This is a genomic window from Pseudomonas sp. G7(2022) (genome assembly GCF_052660475.1).
Genome location: NZ_CP109659.1, coordinates 224,024 through 248,547 on the forward strand (window position 1 = coordinate 224,024; position 24,524 = coordinate 248,547).

The 24,524-nt window shown below is 61.2% G+C and carries 22 protein-coding genes; 12 read left to right on the plus strand and 10 right to left on the minus strand.

From position 1 onward, the window contains the following. Window positions 1–129 precede the first annotated feature (129 nt). From NE357_RS00945 to NE357_RS00960, 4 genes are all read left to right on the plus strand, one after another. Window positions 130–1,143 (plus strand): sulfate ABC transporter substrate-binding protein, encoded by a 1,014-nt coding sequence (locus tag NE357_RS00945; RefSeq protein ID WP_011331904.1) that lies wholly within the window; start codon window positions 130–132, stop codon window positions 1,141–1,143. 156 nt (window positions 1,144–1,299) lie between these two features. Beyond that, window positions 1,300–2,118 (plus strand): sulfate ABC transporter permease subunit CysT, encoded by an 819-nt coding sequence (cysT, locus tag NE357_RS00950; RefSeq protein WP_007952818.1) that lies wholly within the window; start codon window positions 1,300–1,302, stop codon window positions 2,116–2,118. Between the two features lie 13 nt (window positions 2,119–2,131). Next, complete coding sequence (cysW, locus tag NE357_RS00955; RefSeq protein ID WP_064361637.1) at window positions 2,132–3,004, plus strand: sulfate ABC transporter permease subunit CysW; 873 nt, start codon at window positions 2,132–2,134, stop codon at window positions 3,002–3,004. 3 nt (window positions 3,005–3,007) lie between these two features. After that, on the plus strand, window positions 3,008–3,997 hold the full coding sequence (locus NE357_RS00960; RefSeq protein ID WP_169428351.1) for a sulfate/molybdate ABC transporter ATP-binding protein: 990 nt from the start codon (window positions 3,008–3,010) through the stop codon (window positions 3,995–3,997). Window positions 3,998–4,111: 114 nt separating this feature from the next. Here NE357_RS00960 and NE357_RS00965 read toward each other — a convergent pair whose 3' ends face one another. Then, window positions 4,112–4,636, minus strand: coding sequence for an Mpo1 family 2-hydroxy fatty acid dioxygenase (locus tag NE357_RS00965; protein ID WP_169428352.1), 525 nt, complete (start codon window positions 4,634–4,636; stop codon window positions 4,112–4,114). Between the two features lie 85 nt (window positions 4,637–4,721). Between NE357_RS00965 and NE357_RS00970 the strand changes: the two genes are divergently transcribed. After that, window positions 4,722–5,405 (plus strand): Crp/Fnr family transcriptional regulator, encoded by a 684-nt coding sequence (locus NE357_RS00970; RefSeq protein WP_169428353.1) that lies wholly within the window; start codon window positions 4,722–4,724, stop codon window positions 5,403–5,405. A 70-nt stretch (window positions 5,406–5,475) separates the two neighbouring features. Continuing rightward, window positions 5,476–5,796, plus strand: a complete 321-nt coding sequence (locus NE357_RS00975) for a hypothetical protein (protein ID WP_169428354.1) — start codon at window positions 5,476–5,478, stop codon at window positions 5,794–5,796. 127 nt (window positions 5,797–5,923) lie between these two features. Here the strand turns inward: NE357_RS00975 and uraH are convergent, their stop codons facing one another. Both uraH and NE357_RS00985 read right to left on the minus strand, forming a co-directional pair. Beyond that, window positions 5,924–6,334, minus strand: coding sequence for a hydroxyisourate hydrolase (uraH, locus tag NE357_RS00980; RefSeq protein ID WP_169428355.1), 411 nt, complete (start codon window positions 6,332–6,334; stop codon window positions 5,924–5,926). Between the two features lie 16 nt (window positions 6,335–6,350). After that, window positions 6,351–6,833 (minus strand): GlcG/HbpS family heme-binding protein, encoded by a 483-nt coding sequence (locus NE357_RS00985; RefSeq protein ID WP_169428356.1) that lies wholly within the window; start codon window positions 6,831–6,833, stop codon window positions 6,351–6,353. Between the two features lie 136 nt (window positions 6,834–6,969). On the opposite strand from NE357_RS00985, the gene NE357_RS00990 reads away from it, so the two are divergent. Both NE357_RS00990 and NE357_RS00995 read left to right on the plus strand, forming a co-directional pair. After that, window positions 6,970–7,650: a heavy metal response regulator transcription factor gene (locus NE357_RS00990; RefSeq protein WP_039772967.1), complete on the plus strand. Its 681-nt coding sequence runs from the start codon at window positions 6,970–6,972 to the stop codon at window positions 7,648–7,650. After that, complete coding sequence (locus NE357_RS00995; RefSeq protein WP_169428357.1) at window positions 7,640–9,025, plus strand: heavy metal sensor histidine kinase; 1,386 nt, start codon at window positions 7,640–7,642, stop codon at window positions 9,023–9,025. Before NE357_RS00990 ends, NE357_RS00995 begins: the two co-directional genes overlap by 11 nt. 131 nt (window positions 9,026–9,156) lie before the next feature. Here NE357_RS00995 and NE357_RS01000 read toward each other — a convergent pair whose 3' ends face one another. Then, window positions 9,157–10,161, minus strand: coding sequence for an AraC family transcriptional regulator (locus NE357_RS01000; protein ID WP_169428358.1), 1,005 nt, complete (start codon window positions 10,159–10,161; stop codon window positions 9,157–9,159). A gap of 100 nt (window positions 10,162–10,261) precedes the next feature. Here NE357_RS01000 and NE357_RS01005 point away from each other — a divergent pair, with 100 nt between their 5' ends. Then, window positions 10,262–11,335 (plus strand): fatty acid desaturase, encoded by a 1,074-nt coding sequence (locus NE357_RS01005; protein ID WP_445576626.1) that lies wholly within the window; start codon window positions 10,262–10,264, stop codon window positions 11,333–11,335. A gap of 220 nt (window positions 11,336–11,555) precedes the next feature. Here NE357_RS01005 and NE357_RS01010 read toward each other — a convergent pair whose 3' ends face one another. The 3 genes from NE357_RS01010 to NE357_RS01020 are packed head-to-tail and all read right to left on the minus strand — an operon-like array spanning window position 11,556 to window position 15,591. Next, a complete protein-coding gene (locus tag NE357_RS01010) occupies window positions 11,556–13,166 on the minus strand; it encodes an arylsulfatase (RefSeq protein ID WP_169428359.1) in 1,611 nt (536 codons plus the stop codon). Between the two features lie 14 nt (window positions 13,167–13,180). After that, on the minus strand, window positions 13,181–13,996 hold the full coding sequence (locus NE357_RS01015) for an ABC transporter ATP-binding protein (RefSeq protein WP_169428360.1): 816 nt from the start codon (window positions 13,994–13,996) through the stop codon (window positions 13,181–13,183). Beyond that, window positions 13,993–15,591, minus strand: a complete 1,599-nt coding sequence (locus tag NE357_RS01020) for an ABC transporter permease (RefSeq protein WP_169428361.1) — start codon at window positions 15,589–15,591, stop codon at window positions 13,993–13,995. The genes NE357_RS01015 and NE357_RS01020 overlap by 4 nt, the downstream gene beginning before the upstream one ends. Before the next feature lie 304 nt (window positions 15,592–15,895). Here NE357_RS01020 and NE357_RS01025 point away from each other — a divergent pair, with 304 nt between their 5' ends. After that, window positions 15,896–16,909: an ABC transporter substrate-binding protein gene (locus NE357_RS01025; RefSeq protein WP_011331920.1), complete on the plus strand. Its 1,014-nt coding sequence runs from the start codon at window positions 15,896–15,898 to the stop codon at window positions 16,907–16,909. A gap of 94 nt (window positions 16,910–17,003) precedes the next feature. On the opposite strand, the gene NE357_RS01030 is transcribed toward NE357_RS01025, so the two are convergent. After that, complete coding sequence (locus NE357_RS01030) at window positions 17,004–17,924, minus strand: LysR family transcriptional regulator (RefSeq protein WP_169428362.1); 921 nt, start codon at window positions 17,922–17,924, stop codon at window positions 17,004–17,006. Between the two features lie 180 nt (window positions 17,925–18,104). On the opposite strand from NE357_RS01030, the gene NE357_RS01035 reads away from it, so the two are divergent. Next, window positions 18,105–19,025 carry a TauD/TfdA dioxygenase family protein gene (locus NE357_RS01035; RefSeq protein WP_169428363.1) on the plus strand — a complete coding sequence of 307 codons (921 nt, stop codon included), beginning with the start codon at window positions 18,105–18,107 and terminating at the stop codon, window positions 19,023–19,025. Window positions 19,026–19,074: 49 nt separating this feature from the next. On the opposite strand, the gene NE357_RS01040 is transcribed toward NE357_RS01035, so the two are convergent. Both NE357_RS01040 and NE357_RS01045 read right to left on the minus strand, forming a co-directional pair. Beyond that, window positions 19,075–20,685: an alkaline phosphatase family protein gene (locus tag NE357_RS01040; protein WP_169428364.1), complete on the minus strand. Its 1,611-nt coding sequence runs from the start codon at window positions 20,683–20,685 to the stop codon at window positions 19,075–19,077. 190 nt (window positions 20,686–20,875) lie between these two features. Beyond that, window positions 20,876–21,820 carry a LysR family transcriptional regulator gene (locus NE357_RS01045; RefSeq protein ID WP_169428365.1) on the minus strand — a complete coding sequence of 315 codons (945 nt, stop codon included), beginning with the start codon at window positions 21,818–21,820 and terminating at the stop codon, window positions 20,876–20,878. Window positions 21,821–21,985: 165 nt separating this feature from the next. Here NE357_RS01045 and NE357_RS01050 point away from each other — a divergent pair, with 165 nt between their 5' ends. Then, a complete protein-coding gene (locus tag NE357_RS01050; RefSeq protein ID WP_169428366.1) occupies window positions 21,986–24,346 on the plus strand; it encodes a TonB-dependent receptor in 2,361 nt (786 codons plus the stop codon). The last annotated feature ends 178 nt before the right edge of the window (window positions 24,347–24,524 follow it).

The window sequence follows — 24,524 nt, forward strand, 5'->3', positions numbered from 1 at the left end:
ATTCCAGCCTGCGCCCGCTCTTGCCGGGGATCAATGCAAGAGTGGGCGCAGGCGGTGATCTTTACTGGCAACCCGATTTTCGCAATCCATAAGAAAAAGCCACCACCCAGAATTCCAGGAGCTTTCACCATGTCGTCGATTCGCCGTTACGCTTTGGCCGCCCTGGCCAGTGCCGTGTTTGCCGGTTCCGCGGTTGCCAAGGATTATGAACTGCTCAACGTGTCGTACGACCCGACTCGCGAGCTGTATCAGGATTACAACGCCGAATTCGTGAAGTACTGGCAGTCGGAGCACGCCGGCGACACCGTGAAAATCCAGCAATCCCACGGCGGTTCGGGCAAGCAGGGCCGTGCGGTGATCGATGGTCTGCGCGCCGATGTCGTGACCCTGGCGCTGGCCGGCGACATTGACGAAATCGCCAAGCTCGGCAAGACCCTGCCGGCTGACTGGCAGAAGCGTCTGCCGGACGCCAGCACCCCGTACACTTCGACTATCGTGTTCCTGGTGCGCAAGGGCAACCCGAAAGGCATCAAGGACTGGGGCGATCTGATCAAGAACGACGTCTCGGTGATCACCCCGAACCCGAAAACCTCCGGCGGTGCGCGCTGGAACTTCCTCGCCGCGTGGGCCTACGGCCTGAAAGCCAACGGCGGCAACGAAGCCAAAGCCAAGGAATACGTACAGACCCTGTTCAAGCACGTTCCTGTTCTGGACACCGGCGCCCGTGGCTCGACCATCACTTTCGTCAACAACGGTCAGGGTGACGTGTTGCTGGCCTGGGAAAACGAAGCCTTCCTGGCGCTGAAAGAAGACGGTGGCAAGGACAAGTTCGATATCGTCGTGCCGTCGCTGTCGATCCTCGCCGAACCACCGGTGGCCGTGGTCGACAAGAACGCCGAGAAGAAGGGCAACGAGCAGATCGCCGAAGCCTACCTCAAGCACCTGTACAGCCCGGCCGGCCAGGAAATCGCGGCGAAGAACTTCTACCGCCCGCGAGACAAGGACGTGGCGGCCAAGTACGCCCAGCAGTTCCCTAAACTGGAGCTGGTGACCATCGACAAGGACTTCGGCGGCTGGAAAACCGCGCAGCCGAAATTCTTCAACGACGGAGGCGTGTTCGACCAGATCTATCAGGCGCAGTAATCTCAAATGAAACGAGCCTGATGCTCAGGCACGAAACCATGTGGGAGCGGGCTTGCTCGCGAAGACGGTGTGTCAGACGACGTAAATGTTGAATGATAGGGCCCATTCGCGAGCAAGCCTGCTCCCACATTGATGCGTTTTTAACCAAGGACTTTTATGTCGCGTCGTATCTCCCCCGTCATACCCGGCTTCGGGCTGACGCTGGGCTACACCTTGGTGTACCTCAGCCTGATTGTGCTAATCCCGCTGGCGGCGATGTTCGTCCACGCCGCCCAACTCACCTGGGATCAGTTCTGGACGATCATCTCCGCGCCCCGCGTTCTCGCTGCACTGAAGCTGAGTTTCGGCACTGCACTGTGCGCCGCGATCATCAACGGCATCATCGGCACGTTGCTGGCCTGGGTGCTGGTGCGTTACACGTTCCCGGGGCGCAAGGTGATCGACGCGATGATCGATCTGCCGTTCGCCCTGCCGACCGCGGTGGCCGGTATTGCGCTGACAGCGCTGTACACGCCGACCGGGCTGGTCGGGCAGTTCGCCGCCGACCTCGGTTTCAAAATCGCCTACACCCCACTCGGAATCACCCTGGCGCTGACCTTCGTGACGCTGCCGTTCGTGGTGCGCACGGTGCAGCCGGTGCTGGCCGACATCCCGCGTGAAGTCGAAGAAGCGGCGGCGTGCCTGGGGGCCAAACCGTTGCAGGTGTTCCGCCACATCCTGCTGCCGGCGCTGTTGCCGGCCTGGCTGACCGGTTTCGCCCTGGCGTTCGCCCGGGGCGTCGGCGAGTACGGTTCGGTGATTTTCATCGCCGGTAACATGCCGATGAAAACCGAGATCCTGCCGTTGCTGATCATGGTCAAGCTCGACCAGTACGATTACACCGGCGCTACCTCCATCGGCGTGTTGATGCTGGTGGTTTCCTTCGTCCTGTTGCTGCTGATCAACTTGCTGCAGCGGCGCATCGAAACCCCATAAGGAGGCGCGAACCATGTCCCAATCGTCTATTGCGGCCGCTTCCTCGGCCAACGCTGCCCGGCGTGGCAGTGCCACTTCGCGGCGGATTCTGATCGGCCTCGGCTGGCTGATTTTCTTCCTGTTTCTGCTGCTGCCGCTGTTCATCGTGGTGTCCCAGGGTTTGAAGAACGGCCTCGGTGCCTTCTTCACGGCGATCTTTGAGCCGGATGCCCTGTCGGCCCTGAAACTCACCGTAATCGCCGTGCTGATTTCGGTGCCGCTGAACCTGGTGTTCGGTGTCAGTGCGGCGTGGTGCGTGAGCAAATACTCGTTCCGTGGCAAGAGTATGCTGGTGACGCTGATCGACCTGCCGTTCTCGGTGTCGCCGGTGATCGCCGGTCTGGTCTACGTGTTGATGTTCGGCGCTCAGGGCCTGTTCGGGCCGTGGCTGCAGGATCACGACATCCAGATCGTCTTCGCCCTGCCGGGCATCGTGCTGGCGACGATCTTCGTCACCGTGCCGTTCGTGGCCCGTGAGCTGATCCCGCTGATGCAGGAACAAGGCACTCAGGAAGAAGAAGCCGCGCGTCTGCTCGGCGCCAATGGCTGGCAGATGTTCTGGCACGTGACCGTCCCCAACATCAAATGGGGCCTGATCTATGGTGTGGTGCTGTGTACCGCGCGGGCCATGGGTGAATTCGGTGCGGTGTCGGTGGTTTCCGGGCACATTCGCGGGGTGACCAACACCTTGCCGCTGCACGTCGAGATCCTCTACAACGAATACAACCACGTGGCCGCGTTCGCCGTGGCGAGCCTGTTGCTGATCCTGGCGCTCTTCATCCTGCTGCTCAAGCAGTGGAGCGAAAACCGTATCAACCGCCTGCGCGCCAGCGCCGCGGAGGAATAATTCATGTCGATCGAAGTGCGTAACGTCAGCAAGAATTTCAATGCGTTCAAGGCGCTGGACAACATCAGCCTGGACATCCAGAGCGGTGAACTGGTGGCGTTGCTCGGCCCGTCCGGCTGCGGCAAGACCACCTTGCTGCGCATTATTGCCGGTCTGGAAACCCCGGATAACGGCAACATCGTGTTCCACGGCGAAGACGTGTCCGGTCACGACGTGCGTGATCGCAACGTCGGTTTCGTGTTCCAGCACTACGCCCTGTTCCGCCACATGACGGTGTTCGACAACGTCGCATTCGGCCTGCGCATGAAGCCGAAAAACCAGCGCCCGAGCGAAAGCCAGATCGCGACCAAGGTTCACGAGTTGCTGAACATGGTGCAACTGGACTGGCTGTCGGATCGTTATCCGGAGCAATTGTCCGGCGGCCAGCGCCAACGTATCGCCCTGGCCCGCGCCCTGGCGGTGGAGCCGAAAGTGCTGCTGCTCGACGAGCCGTTCGGCGCCCTCGACGCCAAGGTGCGTAAAGAGCTGCGCCGCTGGCTGGCGCGCCTGCACGAAGACATTAACCTGACGTCGGTGTTTGTGACCCACGATCAGGAGGAAGCGATGGAAGTGGCCGACCGCATCGTGGTGATGAACAAGGGTGTGATCGAACAGATCGGCTCACCGGGCGACGTCTACGAAAACCCGGCCAGCGATTTCGTCTATCACTTCCTCGGCGATTCGAACCGTCTGCATCTGGGGGATGACAACCACGTGCTGTTCCGCCCGCACGAAGTGTCGCTGTCGCGGCATGAACTGGAGGATCACCACGCCGCTGAAGTCCGCGATATCCGGCCGCTGGGCGCGACCACGCGGGTGACGTTGAAGGTTGAAGGTCAAACCGATCTGATCGAAGCGGAAGTGGTGAAAGATCACGACAGCCTGACCGGGTTGGCCAAGGGTGAAACGTTGTTCTTTAAACCGAAGGTCTGGCAGAAAGTCGCCAACCTTTAAAAGCATCGCGGGCAAGTCGAGTCGTCGCACCGCAGCTCCCACATGTTTTACGGCGAACACAACATTTGTGAACGACCGGACCCTTGTGGGAGCTGGCTTGCCAGCGATGGCGGTCTAGACAGCCGCGCGATTCGGATTGACCCGCACCACGCCCGCCCGCGCCTCGATCTGCTCTTTCAGCTCATGGCGCATCCCGAGCATGAACGCCAGTTCGGCCACCACAAAAAGCGGCCCGACAATCAACCCGCTCACGTCATCGACAAACGCCGGTTTGCGCCCTTCATAGTGGTGCCCGACAAACTGGATCACCCAGCCGATCACAAACATCGCAAGACCTGCGCTCAGCCAGACCAGGGTGCTCTGCTGCGCCAGGACATGCCCGGCCCAGACCGACAGCCCCATCAGCACGGTCATCAAAATCCCGAGCTTCAGCTCCAGGCGCAGGTAAAACCATGCCGAAGCAAGGGCCACGATCACCGCCGGGGAAATCCACAAGTTGCCCACCGACCATTCCGGCCGCGACAACAGCACGGCCACCGCCACCACAATCAGCGGAATCCCGATAAAGTGGCTGGCGATGTTGCGCGGGTCACGGTGGTAAGCGGCGTATTGACTCAAATGATCGACGAGGCTTTTCATTGTTGTTCCTCCTGTAGGGTGATCGAATCATGCCCCGGGTTCACGGCTCGCTCTGTCAGGCAGGCGACAATCTTTAGGAGAACGCATGGATAAGGTCTGGCGCGAGCGCCTGTTGACCGGGCAATGGTTCAGTCATCTGCCGCTGTCCTTTCAGGATAGTCTGCTGGCGGCGGCCCGGGAGCGGCGGCTGGCGGCGGGGCAGCGGCTGTTCCAGCGCGGTGATGCGCCGTGCGGGCTGTACGCGGTGCTCGACGGCGCGGTACGCATCGGCGCAGTCAGCGAGCAGGGCAAGGAGGCGCTGCTGAGCCTGGTGGAGGCGCCCCACTGGTTCGGCGAAATCTGCCTGTTCGACGGCCAGCCCCGCACCCACGATGCCTGTGCGGTCGGGCCTTGTACGCTGCTGAACATTCCCCAGGCTACGCTGCTGAAATTGCTCGACGAGCAACCCGTCTACTGGCGGCATCTCGCGCTGTTGATGAGCCACAAGCTGCGCCTGACCTTCATCAATCTTGAACAGCTGAGCCTGTTGCCGGCCCCGGCGCGCCTGGCTCACCGACTGCTGATGATTGCCGAAGGCTACGGCGAACTCGACCCGCCACGCTGTGTGCTGCAACTGCCCCAGGAACAGTTGGCATCGATGCTGTCGCTGTCGCGGCAGACCACCAACCAGATCCTCAAGGACCTGAAAGATCAGGGAATCATTGGTCTCGGTTATGGGGAAATCGAGATTCTGGACATGGAAAAACTGCGCGCCACCTGTCAGATCTGACAGTAGCGGACGCATATCGGGCGGTGTACAAGAGGTGGGTCGAATATGACCACAAAAGGAGTTGGACCCGATGAACAGTAAAGCTGCCGGCACCGCTGATTACTCTGACCTCCCTGTCAATAAAAGCGTCCCCGCACCAGTCGTTGTCAAACCCCAGGGTGACGTCAACAACCCGGTTGAATTCTCTGGTACTGGTCTGGCTGGGTGGCGGGTATGGATCATGGAAGTTCCGATTGATGGTGATCCGTTTGCTTCAGCTCTAGTCGGCCCGGATGGTACTTGGTCTGTCAAAGCGACACTGCCCAAAGCTGAATATCAGGCTTTCGCGGTACAGATGGATAATCGTGAAAGGTCTGAATGGAGCCCGTTTTTCAAGTTCAAGGTCAATTAATGAACATCTGGTCCGCAAGCTGATTTCCGACACAGCGGCGGTAGGAGAGTTTGCGAAGAAGAAAAGACCCTGATCATCCAATATTGCCGTCGATGGAGCAGGGCTTTTCTTGCCGAATCTGTCTGAGCTACGAACCGCGATAGGTCGAGAAGCCATACGGGCTCAGCAGCAGCGGAATGTGATAGTGCTGATCCGTCTGCTTCACTTTGAAAATCACCGGAATCTCCGGAAAAAACGTCTCGTGCTTCGTCTTCTCGAAGTACTCGCCGGTCTTGAACACCACCCGGTATTCACCCGCCTCGAACGGTTTGTTCGCCGGGAACAGTTCGGCGATCCGTCCCTGTTCATTGGTGGTGCCCTGCGCCAGCGGCTGCCAGTCCTGACCGACATGACGCTCCAGCGTCACGTTGATGCCCGGCGAAGGCAGGCCGTTTTCCAGATTGAGTACGTGCACGCTCAGCGGGTTGCCGGCAGCCAGCGCCAGGCTCGAAAAAGCGCTCAGGCCGAGCGCGGCAAAAGTGATGCGCAGTGGGGTCATGGTGATGCTCCTGGGTTCAAGTACGGTTGATGGACAGGCCGACGATGTTGGCAGCCTTGATTGCGCAGGCTTCGTCCTGCTCACCGCCGCCGGAGCCGGCCACGCCCATGGCGCCGACCAGTTCTTTTCCGGCGAACAACGGAATGCCACCACCGAGCAACAGCAATTCATCGAGGGTATTGAGGTTGGCGGTTTCCGGATTGCTGCGGGCGCGCTCGGCGAACACCCGGGTCGGGGTTTTCGTCGATAGCGCGGTGTAGGCCTTGCGTTGGCTGGCGGCGGTGTTGTGCGGGCCGATACCGTCGCCGCGCAAAGTCACCAGCAGGTTGCCGCCACGGTCGAGCACCGACACCGTGCCAGTGCAGTTTTCCAGCGTTGCATCGGCCAGCCGCCGTGCGGTTTTCAGATCGAGGTCGGCATGACGGGGCAGCTCAGGTGCGGCGAATGCGGTGGCGCCGAGGCTGATTGCCAGGCTGGCGATCAAGTATTTAGCGGTCATGGGCAGGCTCCAAAAGCGAAGGCCGCCACCTTATCCGCCGGTCCCCGTCGTAACCTCGTCAGTCGGATTACATGTTTGTAATGGGCAATGTCGCCGAAGGGGCCTAGCCTGTGCTTCTGATCAATCGAGGTGTGCCATGCGTTTGCTGGTCGTAGAAGATGAAGCCAAAACCGCGAACTTCATCGCCAAAGGGCTGGGAGAGTCGGGTTTTGCCGTGGACGTGGCGCTGAATGGCCTCGACGGTCGCTACTTTATTGAGCAGCAGGAGTATGACCTGATCATCCTCGACGTGATGCTGCCGGGCCTCAACGGCTGGCAATTGCTCCAGCTGATCCGCCAGCGTGGCGCCACGCCGGTGCTGTTCCTGACGGCGAAGGACGCCATCGAGGACCGCGTGCGCGGCCTCGAGCTGGGGGCCGATGACTATTTGCTCAAGCCATTCGCCTTCGCCGAATTGCTCGCACGGGTACGGACGTTGCTACGGCGTGGGCCGATGCGCGAAGCCGAGTCGTACAGCATCGCCGATCTGGAAATCGACGTGCTGCGCCGTCGGGTCAGCCGTGGCGGTCAGCGCATCGCCCTGACCAACAAGGAGTTCGCCCTGCTGCATTTGCTCGCCAGCCGTCAGGGTGAAGTGCTGTCGCGCACGCTGATCGCTTCGCAGGTGTGGAACCTGAATTTCGACAGCGACACCAACATGGTCGAAGTCGCGGTGCGCCGGCTGCGTTCGAAAGTCGATGATCCGTACATGCCCAAACTGATCCACACCGTGCGCGGGGTCGGCTATCAACTCGAAGCGCCCGACGATGCGCGCTAGGTCGATCGCCTGGCGCCTTGCCCTGGCGTTCGCCGCCGTTTGTGCGCTGGTACTCGGCGCGATCGGCGTGTTCCTGTATCGCTCGCTGGCCTCGGAACTCGCCTGGCGCGACGACATGGCGTTGCTCGGTCGTCTGGAGCAAGTACGCGCATTGCTCGCCGACAGCGACAGCCTCGACGCCTTGCAGGCGCGGCCACGGCTGTACCAGAACATGCTCGGCAACCTCGACAGTCTGCTGCTGGTGCAACGCGCTGACGGCTCGAATGTGATCACGATCAACCCTCGCCAACGCGCACTGCCGTCGGTGCCGGCCATCCCCCGGGATCAACCGCCGCAACGCAGCGATGTGCTGGTCTGGCAAGCGTCGGACGGTGTCGAACTGGCCCTGTTGTCAGGTCAGGCCCAAGGCCCGAACGGCGAATCGCTGACCGTGATCGCCGGCAAGGTCTTGAGCGAGCGCGAGCAGATGCTCGGCAGCTATCGCCTGCGTTTGTATCTGGCCGTCGGACTGGGTGCCGTGCTCGCCTTCACCCTTGGCCTGGTACTGTTGCGCCGCGGTTTGCGGCCTCTGCGCAAGCTGAGTGAGGCGCTGCGTGGCATCGACCTGCGCAGCCTCGACCAACGGGTTCCCACCACCGGCACGCCAACCGAATTGCTGGAGCCGGTACAAGCGTTGAACGGCATGCTCGGGCGGCTCGACGACGGTTTTCAGCGTCTCTCACAGTTTTCCGCCGACCTCGCCCATGAAATCCGCACGCCCCTGCACACCTTGCTGGCGAGCAACGGCCAGGCACTGAATCACCCGCGCACCAGCACCGAGTATCAGGATGTACTGGCGTCGAACATGGAAGAGTTCGAACGGCTCAAGCGTATGGCCGAAAACCTGATGTTTCTCGCCCGCGCAGAGCAGGCCGAACGGGCGCTCGATCTGCGCCCGCTCAAGCTGCACGATATCGGCGAAGAGTTGTGCGACTACTTCGAAGCCCTGGCCGATGACCGGGAAATCCGCCTCGAAAACACGTTCAGCGGTGAACTGCTGGCGGATCAACAACTGCTGCAACGCGCCTTGGGCAACCTGTTGGCCAACGCCGTGCGCCATGCCGATGCCGGATCTGTCATCAGCTTGCGCCGGCGCGATGAACCAGGCGTGTGCTGGCTGCAGGTCCATAACCTGGGCCCGGTCATCGCGCAGGAGCATCTGGGCAAACTGTTCGACCGCTTCTACCGCGTCGACCCGTCCCGCGCCGAACCGGGAGATTCCGGCGGATTGGGATTGGCGATCGTGCAGTCGATCATGCAGTTGCATGGGGGGCGGGTGCGGGTCAGCAGTGATGCAAATGGCACCGTGTTTGAACTGGGGTTTATGTTGGTCTGACGGGCGCTTTCGCGGGCAAGCCCGCTCCCACAATGGTCGAGGTGTGACGCGGATTTTTGTACGCCCCAATCCTTGTGGGAGCGGGCTTGCCCGCGAAGAGGCTGGTCGATTCAGAACAAATTCCAGCCCCGTCAGCGCAACTGATCCCGAAACTGCCCCGGTGTCATCCCCGTCCAGCGCTTGAACGCCCGGCTGAAGCTGCTGGTATCGGCAAATCCCAGTAAATAACTGACTTCGCTCAGCGAGCATTGCGGATCGCGCAGGTGCAGCAGCGCGAGGTTTTCGCGGCTTTCATTCAGCAGGGTGTCGAAGCGGCAACCCTCGTCCGCCAGGTGCCGTTGCAGACTGCGCAGGCTCAAGTGCAGAGCCTGGGCGATGCGTTCGGCGCTGGGTTCGCCTTCGGGCAGTTGTTCTTCGATGGCGTCGCGCACCTTGCGCTCCCAGGTCAGGGGCTGGAGCTGGGCGAGGGTGCGTTTGAGCACCGCTTCGTTGTGCTCGGCCAGTTCCGGGTTGGCGTCGTCGAGGTGGCTGTCGAAGTCGGCGAGGGCGAACTCGATGCAGTCTTCTTCGGCTGAAAAATGCACCGGCGAGCGGAACACTTTGTGCCATTGATGTGCATCGGTGGGTTCCGGGCGGCGCAGGTACACCGCCAGTGGCGCGTAGTCGCGGCCCAGACGATTGCGGCAGGTACGCACGTAGATCGCGGCGAAGGCGTCGATGGCTTCGAAGGCAGGCGCCGGGTTGTCGACCGGGATCTTCAGGCGAAACCGATAGCGGTCTTCGGTGCGGGTCAGCTCCAGTTCCAGCGCGTCGCTGACCACCTGGTGATAACGCACGATCCGCTCGAACACTTCCCGCAGGCTGCCGCTGGCCACCAACGCATAGCCCAGCGCATGAAAGGTCGTGGGGCTGACAAACCGCGACACCCGCAAACCGATCGCCGGATCACCGCTGACCTGCACTGCGATTTCCCACAGGCGTGTGGTCGCGGACAACGGATAGCGGGCGTTCGGGTCGTCCATCAATTGCGGATCGAGCCCGGCCTGCTGGCACAGGGCAGTGCTGTCCAGCCCCAGCGCGTCGAGTTGCTTGCGCAGGGCGCGGGTCCAGCTGGCGAGAGAAGTCGGTTCCTTCATGCTGATTGGCGCTTCCGGTCAACAGGTTGGCGTTCTCGGCTACCGCGTTTGGAGTCCGCGCGGGGCAGGATACGAACATCAATAATCAGAGGATGGAAGCATGGACCGTACTTCTGCAAGTCCCCAGCGACACAATGCTGCCCAGCGATCAGCGCATATTCGCGAAGTGGTGCTGGCCAAAGGCGTCGAGCTGCGCGAGCGCTACCCGATTCTCAAGCATCAGGATGCCCTTGGTGCGGGAATTCTGGCCTTCGCCCTGGCCGGGATGATCGGATCGGCGGCGCTCTATATCACCGGGCAATTGGCGTGGTGGGTGTGCTTGCTATTGAACGCCTTTTTCGCTTCGCTGACCCACGAACTCGAACACGACCTGATCCACAGCATGTATTTCCGCAAACAGCGCGTGCCGCACAACCTGATGATGGGCCTGGTGTGGCTGGCGCGGCCGAGCACGATCAACCCTTGGATCCGCCGTCATTTGCACCTCAATCATCACAAGGTGTCCGGCACCGAAACCGACATGGAAGAGCGGGCGATCACCAATGGCGAACCCTGGGGTTTTGCGCGGTTGCTGATGGTTGGCGACAACGTGATGTCGGCGCTTATCCGCATGCTCCGGGCCAAGACCTGGGCGCACAAGTACAGCATCATCAAACGCACGCTGAAAGTCTACGCGCCGCTGGCGCTGGTGCATTGGGGGGCGTGGTATGTGTTTCTCGGCTTCCACGCGGCCAATGGCATCGCTTACTTGATGGGCTCGCCGATCGAATGGTCGGCGACCACGTTGTCGGTGATGCAAGTGATCGACATCGCGGCTGTGGTGATCATCGGCCCGAACGTGTTGCGCACCTTCTGCCTGCACTTCATCAGTTCGAACATGCATTACTACGGGGATGTGGAGCCGGGCAATGTGCTGCAGCAGTGCCAAGTGTTGAACCCGTGGTGGCTGTGGCCGTTGCAGGCGTTCTGCTTCAACTTCGGCAGCAGTCACGGGATTCATCATTTTGTGGTGAAGGAGCCGTTCTACATTCGCCAGCTGACGGTGCCGGTGGCGCATAAGGTGATGCGGGAGATGGGGGTTCGGTTTAACGATTTCGGGACGTTCGGGCGGGCGAACCGGTTTGTTCGCAAGGAAAATGAAGGGTTGGCGGGGAAGGCAATTGAGGTGAATTGACTTTGTATGTTCGGCTTGAGAACCAGCCCTCACCCTAACCCTCTCCCGGGGGGAGAGGGGACTGATTGGGGGATATTGGAGAAGAACGCCGACGTGATCCTGATGTGCTGAATCCATAATCGACTCGGTATTTCAGGTCGATGTATAACGCGGAACACCTCGGTCAGCTCCCTCTCCCTCCGGGAGAGGGCTGGGGTGAGGGCAGCTCTTGATCGAAATCTCAATCCGGCTGAAACGGCGACTCACTCAAAATCACCCCGGTCTCCTCCACATACCGCTGCCAATGCTCGATCAGCGCTTCCAGCCTCTGCGGCTGGCTCGACGCCAGGTCATGAATCTCCCCCGGATCACTGCTCAGATCGTACAACTGCCAGGTCGCCGGCCCCACCGGGCCGGGGATCCACACCGCTTTCCACTGTCCCTGCCGAATCGCCCGGCGCCCGAACAGTTCCCACCCGGTGACGGTGTGTTCGTCATGCACCTGCGCCGTCTCGCCGGACAAGAACCCCAGCCACGATTTACCGCGCAAAGGCGCCACCGTTTTACCGTGCCACTGCTTGCCGGGATGGCGCACGCCGGCCAGATCGAGAATGGTCGGCGTGATGTCCATCACCGTGCCGAAACCATGGCTGATCTGCCCCTTTAACGGCAGCTGCGGATAGTGCAGCAGCGCCGGAACGCGAATCCCGCCCTCGGTGGTGAAGGCCTTGAACAGGCGTGACGGTGCGGTTGCCACCTGCGCCCAGTTCGGTCCGTACCAGACGTAGGAATTGGCGCGGCCGATGTTGTCGAGGCTGTTGTCGAAATGCTGGCTCAGATACGTCATCAGCTGCGGACCGAATTTCGGGAAGGCTTCCAGCAGCGCGCCTTCGGCACCGTTGTCGGACATGAACAGGATGAAGGTGTTGTCGAGCTGACCTTGTTGACGCAGATAATCGACGACGCGGCCGATGTTCCAGTCCATGCGCTCGACCATCGCTGCGTAGACTTCCATCGCCCGGGCGGAAATGCGTTTTTGTTCATCGCTCAGCGCGTCCCATTGCGCGGTCAGCTGGATCAGCGGATGCGGTTCGACATCCGGCTCGATCAGCCCAAGCGATTTGAGTTTTTCCAGACGCTCGAGGCGCAGCACTTCCGGCCCCGCGTCGTAGCGGCCGCGATATTTTTCGACGATGTCGGCGGGCGCCTGCAGCGGCCAGTGCGGCGCGGAAAACGGCAGGTAGGCGAAGAATGGCCGGCTCTGGTCACGCTCCTTGAGGTACTGCAACAGCTTGTCGCCGAAGGCGTCGGAGGAATAGAAATCCTTCGGCAATTCGTCGATGAAGGTGTCGTCTTCGATGTACAGCGCCGGGGTGGATTTCAGCAGGCCGGGCGTGTGTTCGTCGTAGGTCGGTTCGAAGCCGTAGTGGTTGGCCGCGCCGGGCAGCAGCGAGAACGAACGCTCGAAACCGCGGGCGTGGGGCGCCAGTTCGGCGGTCAGCCCCAGGTGCCATTTGCCGCTCATCAAAGTCTGATAACCGGCCTCACGCAGCAACTCCGGCAGCGCGACGACACGGTCATTGAGGTAACCCTCGTAGCCCGGCTTGCCGATCAGTTCCGGGGTCAGGGCTTCGGCCATGGTGCCGATGCCGGCGATGTGGTGATCGGTGCCGGTGAGCAGCATCGAGCGGGTCGGCGAGCAGGTCGGTGCGGTGTGAAAATCGGTCAGGCGCAAGCCATTGTTGGCCAGCGCATCGAGGTTCGGCGTGGCGATTTCGCCGCCGAAGGCTCCGATGTCGGAGAAGCCGAGATCATCGGCCAGAATCACCAGAAAGTTGGGACGTTGCGGCATCGACAGGCTCCTGTTCAGCAGGCAATGAACGACAGCGGCAGATCGCGGATCTGCACCGGTGCGCTCGGTTGGTAATGGTCGTCACTGGTCAGTTCGTGCAGCAGTTCTTCGCGCAACTGGTGGAAGTCGAAACTGCTGCGCTGGCGCGGATGGGGCAGGGCGATGTCCACCACCTGTTTGATCCGGCCCGGGCGCGGCTCCATGACCACCACGCGGTCGGCGAGGAAAATCGCTTCCTCGACATCGTGGGTGACCAGAATCGTGGTGATCTTTGCCCGCTCGCGAATCGCCAGCAGCTCGTCCTGCATCTGCTGGCGGGTCAGCGCGTCGAGGGCGCCGAAAGGTTCGTCGAGCAACAGGATCCGTGGGCTCGCCACCAGGCCGCGAGCAATCGCCACGCGCTGAGCCATGCCGCCGGAGAGTTGGTGCGGGTAGGCGCGGGTGAAGTCGCGCAGGCCTACCAGTTCGATGAAATCGTTGACGCGTTGCTGCTTTTCGGAGGCAGCCAGCGGCTCGTTCACCAAGCCCAGGCCGATGTTGTCGGCCACCGTCAGCCACGGGAATAGACGGTGCTCCTGAAACACGATGCCGCGCTCGCCACCGACGCCGTTGACGGCTTTGCCATCGACTGTGATCTGCCCGCGAAACTGCGTGTCGAGGCCCACCAACAAGCGCAGCAAAGTGGATTTGCCGCAGCCGCTGGAACCGACGATGGCGACGAATTCGCCCTCGGCAATGTCGAGGTTGAATTCGCGAATCGCCTCCAGTTCGAAACCGTCGACGTCGAAAGATTTGCCTACATGGTTGAAGCTGACAATCGGTGCGTTCATGCGTGTCTCCAGCGGGTGGCGCGGATTTCCAGGCGTTGGCCAATGAGGTTGAGCAGGGCGCCGGTGAGGCCGACCAGCAGCATCCCGGCCATGATCAGGTCCATGCGCAGCAGTTGTTGGGCGCCGATCATCTGGCTGCCGATGCCGCCGTTGGACGGCATGAAATATTCGGCGCCGATGGTGCCCAGCCAGGCGTAGATCAGGCTCAGGCGCAGGCCGGCGAAAATCCCCGGCGCGGCGCCCGGCAATACCAGTCGACGCAGGCGTTGGGCGAGGCTCAGGCGCAGCACCTGCGCGGCTTCGTTGAGCTGTGGCGAGAGGTTGGCGACGCTGCGTTGAGTCGCGACAAACAACGGAAAGAAAGCGGCGAGGGCGACGAACACCCACTTCGCCAATTCGCCCAGACCGAACCAGGCGGTGAGCAACGGCACCCAGGCGAAAATCGCGATCTGGCGAAGGGCGGCGAGGGTCGGGCCGAGCACCCGTTCGCTGGTACGCGACAGACCCAGCAACAAGCCCAGCACGAGGCCGAGGCCGCCGCCAATCAACAAGCCGCCGAGTGTGCGGCCCAGGCTCAGGGCCATGCCCGAGATCAGCGTGCCGTCGAGCAATCCGTTTTTCGTTGCCTCAAGCACCACCCACGGGCTGACCAGAATGTTGGCATCGATCCATTGTTGATCGACCGCCAGTTGCCACAACGCAAACAGCGCCAGCGGCAGCAGCCACGGCTGCACGCGTTGCCAGCCTTCGTAGCGTGGGCCGCGACGAATTTCCGCCGTGGCCGGGTGCGGCCAGTGCACCAGTTTTCTGTCCAGCAGGCCGATGCCGCGATCCATCGCCACCCCGATCAGGCCGATCACCACGATGCACACAAAGACGATGTCGAGCATGAACAACTGACGCGCCCAGACCATCAGGTAACCGATGCCTTCGCTGGAGGCCAGCAGTTCCACCGCGAGCAATGAAGTCCAGCCAGCGGCCAGCGCCAGGCGCACGCCGGCCATGAACGCCGGGAGGGCGGCGGGCAGCACCAGTCGGCGGATCAACAGACGTGGCGGCAAACGTAAAACAGCGGCGGCTTCACGTAATTTGGGTTGCGCATCGCGCACGCCGACCAGCGTGTGCAGGGTCACCGGCACCACGATGGCCTTGACCAGCACCACCAGTTTCAGCGTTTCGCCGATGCCGAAAAACACCATGAACAGCGGAATCCACGCCAGCGTCGGCACCTGGGCCAGGCCGGTGAAGGTCGGGAAGATCAGGCGTTCGAGGCGACGGCTGAAGCCCAGCGCCGCGCCGAGTACTGCGCCGGCGGAAACGCCCGCGAGCAGGCCCCAGAACAACCGTTGCAGGCTGATCCACAAATGACTCCACAACTCGCCCTGGGACAGCTCGATCGCGCTGCTCCACACCAGTGACGGCGCCGGCAGGATCTGTTCGCTCATCCATTGATTGCGCGCCGCCAGCCACCACAGGGCGAACAGTCCGAGCGGTAATATCCAGGGTAAGACGCGGTGGCTCAGGCGTGGCCAGGTGCGCCGGCTTTTCAACGGCGGTGCGGCCAGTGGCAGGCTGAGCAGGGATTCACGGGCCATGGGTGACCTCCGTTGTCGGGTTGGATCGTGTTAGCGGAATTAGCTGAAAACTAATTGTTATAAGCGAATTGAAAAATAACAATTTTGGAGATAAGCAGCGCCATTTAAGGCCTCCAGCCCTGCACGCATCCAATGCATTCGAAGAATATTTTCGATGCTCTCCATGCATACCGCTCTGCATGTCCCGATTTTGCTGACTTAGCTTGAATAGCTATAAAAATGTGCGTTTTAAGTATTTAAGTGCTGGTACGGATTGCGCCTACTTTCGGTTCCTCAATGCCCGCCGTGATCAGGAGCCGCACCCATGAACCTTCCCTTCAAACGTGTCATCAGTCTGTTTGCCGCGCCGGCGCTGGCGGGGCTGCTGGCGTTCTCTGCCCAGGCCGACGAGCTCAAGGAGATCAGGATTGCCGTGCCGGATCTGAGCGCCGGCACCCAGCACAGCGGTGGGGGCATCGTGGACGTGCTGCGCGATCAGCAGATCTTCGAAAAGGCCTTCGCCGATCAGGGCATCAAGATTCAGTGGAGTTTCTTCAAGGGCGCCGGACCGGTGATCAACGAAGCGTTCGCCAACGGCCAGGTGGACCTGGCCTATCTCGGAGATCTGGCGGCCATCATCGGCAAGTCCAACGGACTGGATACGCGCCTGCTCAGCGCCAGCGCCCGGGGTGTGAAGCAATACCTGGGCGTGGTGCCGGGTTCGGGGATCAAGACGCTGCAGGATCTCAAAGGCAAGCGCGTGGCGATCTTCCGCGGCACTGCGACCCAGTTGTCGTTCGATGCCGCGTTGGCCAGTGTGGGCCTGAGCGAGAAGGACGTGAAAGTGATCAACCTCGATTTCAACGCAGCGGTTGCCGCGCTGGCGGCGAAGCAGATCGATGCGTCGTGGGGCAGCTCTGGGCTGACTGCATTGCAGGCCAAAGGCCTGGCCGAGTTGCCATTGAACACCAAGGATCTCGGCGGCGCTGGCAGTGTGCAGTCGGTGCTGGTGGGGACCGGCAAATTTGTCGACGGGCATCCGGAAGCCGTGGCGAAGCTGCTCAAGGCTCAGCAGCAGGCCGTGGAGTGGCTGACCCAGGACAGCAACAAGGACGCCTACGTGCAACTGGTCTCGGGACTCGCGAGTTATCCGCCGGTGATCCTGACCCAGGATCTGAAGGATCAGAACCTGAGTGAAGTATTCCCGTCGACACTGGACCCGTTGTTCCTCGAAAACCTGCAGGGCAAGGTGGATCTGGCGGCGCAGCAGAAGCTGATTCGCAAGCCGTTCAAGGTGAACGAGTGGGTGGCGCCTGAGCTGGCGGCTGCGAAGCTTTGATTTTTTAGCGTCAGAGCAGACCTCATCGCCAGCAGGCTGGCTCCCACAATTGGATGCATTTCATGTGGGAGCCAGCCTGCTGGCGATGACGACCTCAAACCGCGACGCTGATTTCCTGTTTATCCACCGCCACCAACGTCTCGATCATCGCCCGCGCCGCCGGTGAAAGCCGGAATCCGGTGCGGCTCACAATCCCGCACCGCGCATTCATGCTCTCCAGGTTCTGCGGCAGGTTGCGCCAGTGCAGCAGCGCCAGCGAGCCTTGGGCAATGTCCTCGACAAACGCCTCTTCGGTGCCGACGCCGATCGCGTTGGATTGCAGCACCACTTTCACCAGCGCCGGAAAATGCTCGGTCTCGATGGTCGGTGAAAAATCGATCCGCCCGCTGAGATTCGCCAGCAGTTTGCGAATGCCCGGCGGGATCAGCGTGGTCGCCAGCGGGTAGTCGAACATGTCGTTGGTCGACAGGCTTTCCTTGGCCAGCAGCGGATGCCCCGGCCGGCAGAAAAACACCCCGCGCTTGGGCGTCAGCGGTTGGGTCTGGAAGTTCGGGTCGGATTCGAAATGACGGATGTCGGCGATGAAGAATTCGATCTCTTCGCGGCTCAGGGCGCGGCTGAGCTTTTCCCAGTTATCCACCTGAAAGCGGGTGCGTACTTTCGGGTGCGCATTGATGAATTGCGCCACCGCGTCCGGCACCAGTTTCACCGCCGGCGCCGGGCCGCAACCGAAGTGCAGTTCGCCGGCGTCGAGCTTGGTCATCTGCGTCACTTCGGCGCTGAGCAATGCCGCGCCCTGCACCAGGGTCAAGGCGTGTTGCAGCACCACTTGGCCTTCTGGGGTAGGGCGCAGATCCTTGTTGCCGCGATCCACCAGCACACAGCCGAACTCCTGCTCCAGCCCTTGAATGCTGCGGCTGAACGCCGGTTGAGTGATGCCCATGGCGTCGGCCGCGCGGACAAAACTGCGGTGTTCGTTGAGGGCGATGAAGTAGCGCAACTGGCGAAGATCCATATGCTTTTCCGGCATCCTAAAAATAGCTCGAAGGCATTTGCGACGAGGTTGCTTGAGGTTTTAAATGCAAGCTCTTATTCCGTCAACGAAGCATGTGAATATCTATTAGATTCAAATGGAATATAGATAGAGCGTTGTTTCGCTGCCGTCCAACCGCAAGCAGTCGATGAGGGTCTACCCATGAGCAATGCCGCACTCGCTGTAAAACCCGCTGTCCACGCGCTGGACATTCATCCGGTGGCCGGCCGTATCGGCGCCGAAATCCGTGGCGTGCACTTGTCCGGTGAGCTGGATGCCGCGACGGTTGAAGCCATTCAACAGGCGCTGATCCAGTACAAGGTCGTGTTCTTCCGCGAGCAGACCCAGCTCGACGATCAACGTCAGGAAGCCTTTGCGCACCTGCTCGGCGAGCCGGTGGCGCATCCGACCGTGCCGTCCCGCGAGGGCACCCGTTACCTGCTGGAACTGGACGGCGCCGAAGGGCAGCGCGCCAACTCCTGGCACACCGACGTGACCTTCGTCGATGCCTACCCGAAAGCCTCGATCCTGCGCTCGGTGGTGGCTCCGGCGTTTGGCGGCGACACGCTGTGGGCGAACACCGCGACCGCGTACAACGAACTGCCGACCGAACTGCGTGAACTGGCGGACAAACTGGTGGCCGTGCACAGCAACGAGTACGACTACGCCGGAGCGAAGCCGGACGTGTCGGCGGAGAAGCTCGAGCGCTATCGCAAGATCTTCACCTCGACCGTCTATGAGACCGAGCATCCGGTGGTGCGTGTGCACCCGATCAGCGGCGAAAAGAGCTTGTTGCTGGGGCACTTCGTGAAGCGCATCAAGGGCTATTCCCAGGCCGATTCGGCGCATCTGTTTGGTCTGCTGCAGAGCCATGTCATCCGCCAGGAAAACACCGTGCGCTGGCGCTGGAAGGCCGGTGACGTGGCGATCTGGGATAACCGTTCGACGCAGCATTATGCGATTGATGATTACGGCACTCAGGATCGGGTGGTGCGTCGGGTGACGCTCAAAGGAGAAGTGCCGGTCGGGGCGAGCGGGCAGCGTAGCCAGACCATCAAAGGCGCTGAAATCGTCGGCGTCTGATAAGACCTCATCGCGGGCAAGCCGGCCATCCGGCTTGCCCGCAGTCCTTTTACCAGACGCCAATCTGAACGAGCTTCTCGGTCTCCGGCTCCCCATAACGAAACCGCTGCCCACGCAAATCAATCTCCTGATGACTGATCGTCGTGCGCCGCTTCAGCCCGCGCACCCACTCGAACAGATACCCCGCATGCTCCTCACGCACCGCCGCATACGTCGGATCCGCGCCCAGATCCTGCAGCTCCTGCGGGTCATTCAACAGATCGAAAAGCTGCGGCCGAAAGCCGTCGTACGCCAGGTATTTCCAGCGCTCGCTGCGCACCATGGTCATGCGGCAGCGGTCGATCGGCTGGCCCAGTCGCTGCCGCGCCGGGGCCTGGAAGGCGTAGTCGTATTCGCTGATCGCATAGCGACGCCAGTCGGGATTCTCGCCGTGCAGCAGCGGAATCAACGAACGGCCCTCCAGGCGATGCTCGGCACCCGCCACGCCCAGCGCGTCGAGAAAGGTCGGCACGCCATCGATGGTTTCCGCCAGGCGTTCATCGACTGTGCCCCGCGTGACATCCGCCGCCGCACGCGGGTCGCGCACGATCAACGGCACGCCCACCGCTTGCTCCAGCAAAAACTCCTTCTCCCCCAGCCAGTGATCGCCCAGAAAGTCGCCGTGATCGCTGGTGAACACGATCAGCGTGTCCTCCCAGCGTCCGTTGCTTTGCAGGAAATCGAACAGCCGCCCCAACTGATCATCGACCTGTTTGACCAGGCCCATGTACGTCGGGATCACGTTCAGTCGTACCGGATCTTTGGAGAAATTCAGGCATTCCTCATGCTGGCGAAAGGCCTGATAGACCGGGTGGTCGCTTGGAGAGGCATTACGTACCGGTTCGAGAATCGATTTCGTACTGTACAAAGTGTGGTACGGAGCCGGTACGATGTAGGGCCAGTGGGGTTTGATATAGGACAGGTGTAAAAACCACGGTTTTTCACCTTGCTCACCGATGAAGTCGATGGCTCGATTTGTAGTGTAGACAGTCTCTGAATGTTGCTCGGGAATTCGCGCCGGCAAATGGGCATTGCGCATTTTCCAGCCGCTGAGGATTTCGCCGTTGTCGCCTTCGGCCGCGTTGGCCCAGTCGTGCCAGGGGTTACGCCCTTCGAAACCCTGTTCGCGCAGGTAATGGGTGTACGGCGCGGATTCGCGTTTGTCATCGAACAGCGGGTCGTCGGGGAAGATGCCGTCGTGACGAAAGTACGGTTCGAAGCCGACTTCATTGAGCACTTCGGCTTGGGCGCTTTCGGGGTTGATCGCCAGCCGCTGCAAGGCATCCACATTAGCCGTGGCGTGGGTCTTGCCGACCAGCGCAGTACGAATGCCGTGGGGGCGCAGGTAATCGCCGATGGTCAGTTCTTCCAGCGGTAGCGGCACGGCGTTCCACGCCACTTGATGGCTGCTGACATAGCGTCCGGTGTAGGCCGACATCCGCGACGGCCCGCAGATCGTGCCCTGGGTGTAGGCGCGGCTGAAGCGCACGCCGGCGGCGGCCAGGCGATCGATGTTCGGGGTGTGCAGGTGCGGGTGGCCGTAGCAGGACAGGTAATCGCGGCGCAGTTGATCGCACATGATGTACAGCACGTTGCGCACAGGGTTTTGCGGGTTGGACATGGGGTTCACCAGTCAGAAAGACAGGCGAGGTTTTTCGCTTTCTGCGAGGGTGTTCGGCAAGTGCATTCGGGGAATGTGTTTCATGCAAGAAATGCATCGGCGCCTGCGCAGGCCTCTTCGCGAGCAAGCCCGCTCCCACAGGAGTACGCGTTTCGAATGTGGGAGCGGGCTTGCTCGCGAAGGCGGTGCGTCAGACGGCAAAATTGTCCAGTGAACACACTTCCTCATCCACCGCATCAATCGCCTTGATCTGCTCGATCATCGCTTCGGCCAACGGTGACAACCGATACCCGGCGCGACTGACAATTCCGTAGCGCGTGTACAACTCCTCGAGATCATCCGCCAACCCTTCGATCTTCAAGCACACCAGCTCACCACGAGCCTGATGCAGCGCATCCGAATAGGCACCGACGATACCGATCGCATCCGAGCGCAGCACCACGCCGAGCAGGCTGGCGCTGTTCTCGCACTCCACGTTCGGGACGAAATCCGGGCGGCCGCTGAGGTCGACGATGACCTTGCGCAGGTTCGGTGGACGGATGCTGACGGCCAGTGGATAACTCATCAATTGCTCGGCGGTGACCCGATCCGATGCGGCCAGCGGATGCCCGGCGCGGCAGCAGAAATGCCATTTGCGCGGGCGCAAACGATGGGTCAGGTAATCCGGATCGGCCTCGAAGTGCCGGGTGTCGGCGACGAAGAATTCGAACTCTTCACTCAGCAGTCGCTTGCTCAAACTCTGCCAGTCATCGACCTGGTAATGCACCCGCGCTTTGGGGTAACGGCCGATGAAGCTGCCGATGGCTCGGGGGATCAATCCTGCCGCCGGTGCCGGGCCGCAACCGAAGCGCAATTCTCCCGCCTCCAGCCCGTTGAACTGGCTGATCTCGTTGGCCATCTGCTGTGCACCGCTGACCAGCCGCCGGGCGTGTTCAAGCAGCACCTGCCCCTGTTTGGTCGGCGGCAATTCCTTGCGCCCGCGATCCACCAACTGGCAACCGACGCTGTGTTCCAGCGCCTGAATGCTGCGGCTGAATGCCGACTGCGACAGGTTCACCGCCTGCGCGCCGGCGACGAAGCTGCGTTGTTCGGCAAGGGCGATGAAGTGGCGGAGCTGGCGCAAGTCGATATGCATTTTTCACATAAAAAATATCCGGGAAATGCATTGGATATGCATTAGGTCGACTCCTTATAAAGGCAATCTCTTATGCAGTAAATCTTTGTAAAAACATAAATGAATAACTGAAAAGAATATGCAGCGCGGAAGATGTCTGCGTGTTTTTTGACCAGGAGCAGCCCCATGAGTCCGTTGAACCTCGCTTCACCGCAGCCGCCACGACGGCTCAAACGTCTGCCCCTGGCCCTGTTGCTGGCGGGGAGTGCCAGTTGGACCCACGGCTACGCTGCGGAAACGGATACCCCTGTGCCGGCACCGGCAGGCAAGACCGCGACCGCCACTTCGCAACTGGAAACCGTGACCGTCACCACCCGCCGCCGCGAAGAAAGTTCTCAGGATGTGCCGACGCCCATGAGCGTGGTCAGTGGCCAGACTCTGGAGACGCAGCGGGTCTATCGAATCCAGGATCTGCAGCAACTGGTGCCCAGCGTCAACGTCGCCTACATGCATGCGCGCCAGTCCAGCGTGTCGATTCGCGGTCTGGGCAACAACCCGGCCAGCGACGGCCTGGAAGGCAGCGTCGGCCTTTACATCGACAACGTTTATCTGGGTCGTCCGGGGATGGCGGTGTTCGACCTGATGGACATCGAACAGCTCGAAGTCCTGCGCGGGCCGCAAGGTACGTTGTTTGGCAAGAACACCACCGCCGGGGTGATCAACATCAGCACCCGCGCGCCGAGTTTCACACCGGAACGCAGCATCGAAACCTCGGTCGGCGAGGGCGGTTATTTCCAGACCAAGGGCACGCTTTCCGGGCCGCTCAACGATCAACTGGCCGGGCGAATTTCCGCCTATCGCACCCGTAGCGATGGCGACATCAAAAACGAATTCAACGGCCACGATTTGAACGGTGGTTCCCGTGACGGCTTCCGGGCGCAGTTGCTGTTCAAGCCCAACGAAAACTTCAATCTGCGCTGGATCGGTGATTACAACGAAGAGGATTCCAGCGCCGGCACCCGCGTGCTGTACAACACCGGGCCGACCATCAATGGCGTCAATCTCTACTCGGCCCGCGCCGCCGCTGCCGGCGCGACGCTGGTCAACGGCTCGCACCGCAAGGTCAATCTGGACAGCGACCAGCACGTCACCGTGCATCAGGGCGGCACGTCGGTGGAGGCCAACTGGACACTGCCTAGCGACTTCACCCTGACCTCGGTCAGTTCCTATCGATACTGGAATTTCACCCCGCGCAACGACGATGGCCTCAACGTGCCGGCGAGCTACAACGCCGGGGTCTCGGTGGAGGACAAGCAGTATTCCCAGGAATTTCGCCTCGCCTCGCCCAAGGGCGAGTTCTTCGATTACGTCCTCGGCGCCTACTATTTCGGCTCGGACCTGGACAACAAATCCTTCGCCTATTACGGCCCGCAGGCAGATATCTGGAACGGCACGCCACGGGGTGCGCTGGCCAACGTCAACAGCGTCGGCCGTGGCCACATCAAGACCGACAGTTTCGCGCTGTTCGCCCAAGGCACCTGGCACCTGACCCCGCGTCTGGATTTCACCGCCGGGGTGCGTGGCACCTATGAAGAGAAGAACGCCTGGGTCAATCGTGATGCGCCGCAGGGTGGCGCAGCAGTGACTGGTGCTGCTGCCACCGCGCGACGCGGCCGGACCGGCGCCTACGATTCCGGCGATTTGAATCAGTACAGCTCCAGCCCGTCCGGATTGCTCAACCTGAGTTATCGCTTCACCGATGATCTGCTCGGCTACGCCACGTTGTCTCACGGCGAGAAATCCGGTGGGGTCAACCTGGTGGTCGGCTCGGCACCGACCGCTGGCGCCGACTCCCTGCTGATCGGCACCGAGCGCGCCAACAACGCCGAACTCGGCTTCAAGAGCACGCTGTGGGATCGGCGTTTGCAGCTCAACGCCAACGTGTTCTGGACTCAGGTCAACGCTTACCAGACCAACGCCTACGACGACGTCAACCGTGTGCAATACCTGACCAACGCCGGCTCAGTGCGCTCACGCGGGGTGGAGTTCGAAAGCACCGTGATTCCGCTGCGCGGTCTGACGCTGAACTTCAACGGCTCGTTCAACGACGTCAGTTACCTCTCGTACAAGGACGCGCCGTGCCCACCTGAAGTCAGTCAGGCGCCGGGGGCTCCGGCCTCTTGCGACCTCAGTGGGCATCAGGTGGTCGGCGCCTCGAAATGGATCGGCAACGCCAACGGCAAATACGAATGGAATCTGGCCAACGGACTGCAACCCTACGTCACTGGCAGCTACGCGTTCCGCTCCAAAGCGGTGGGCACGGTCGAAGATTCCGACTACGGCCAGATCCCGAGTTACGCGGTGGTCAATCTCTCCACCGGCCTGCGCGGCGATTTCAATCAGGGACAGTGGGATGTCTCGCTGTGGCTGAAAAACGCCTTCGACAAAACCTACTACACGACCCTGTGGACCGGCGGCAACGGCGGCTATGAAGGTCTGCTCGGCACGCCGCGCACCCTCGGCGTCACCGGTCGCTACGACTTCTGATCGATCCCGGCGACCAGCGCTTCAATCCGGACAACCTGTTGCAAGGTGGTCTGGCGCCTGGGGCCGAACCTGGCCGTCACCTGGAAAAGGCAACAGACCAATGCCAATCGTTAGTTATCAAGACTCTTCCGAATCGAAATAATTTATGAGCGACATGAATAGTGCATATAGCAATATC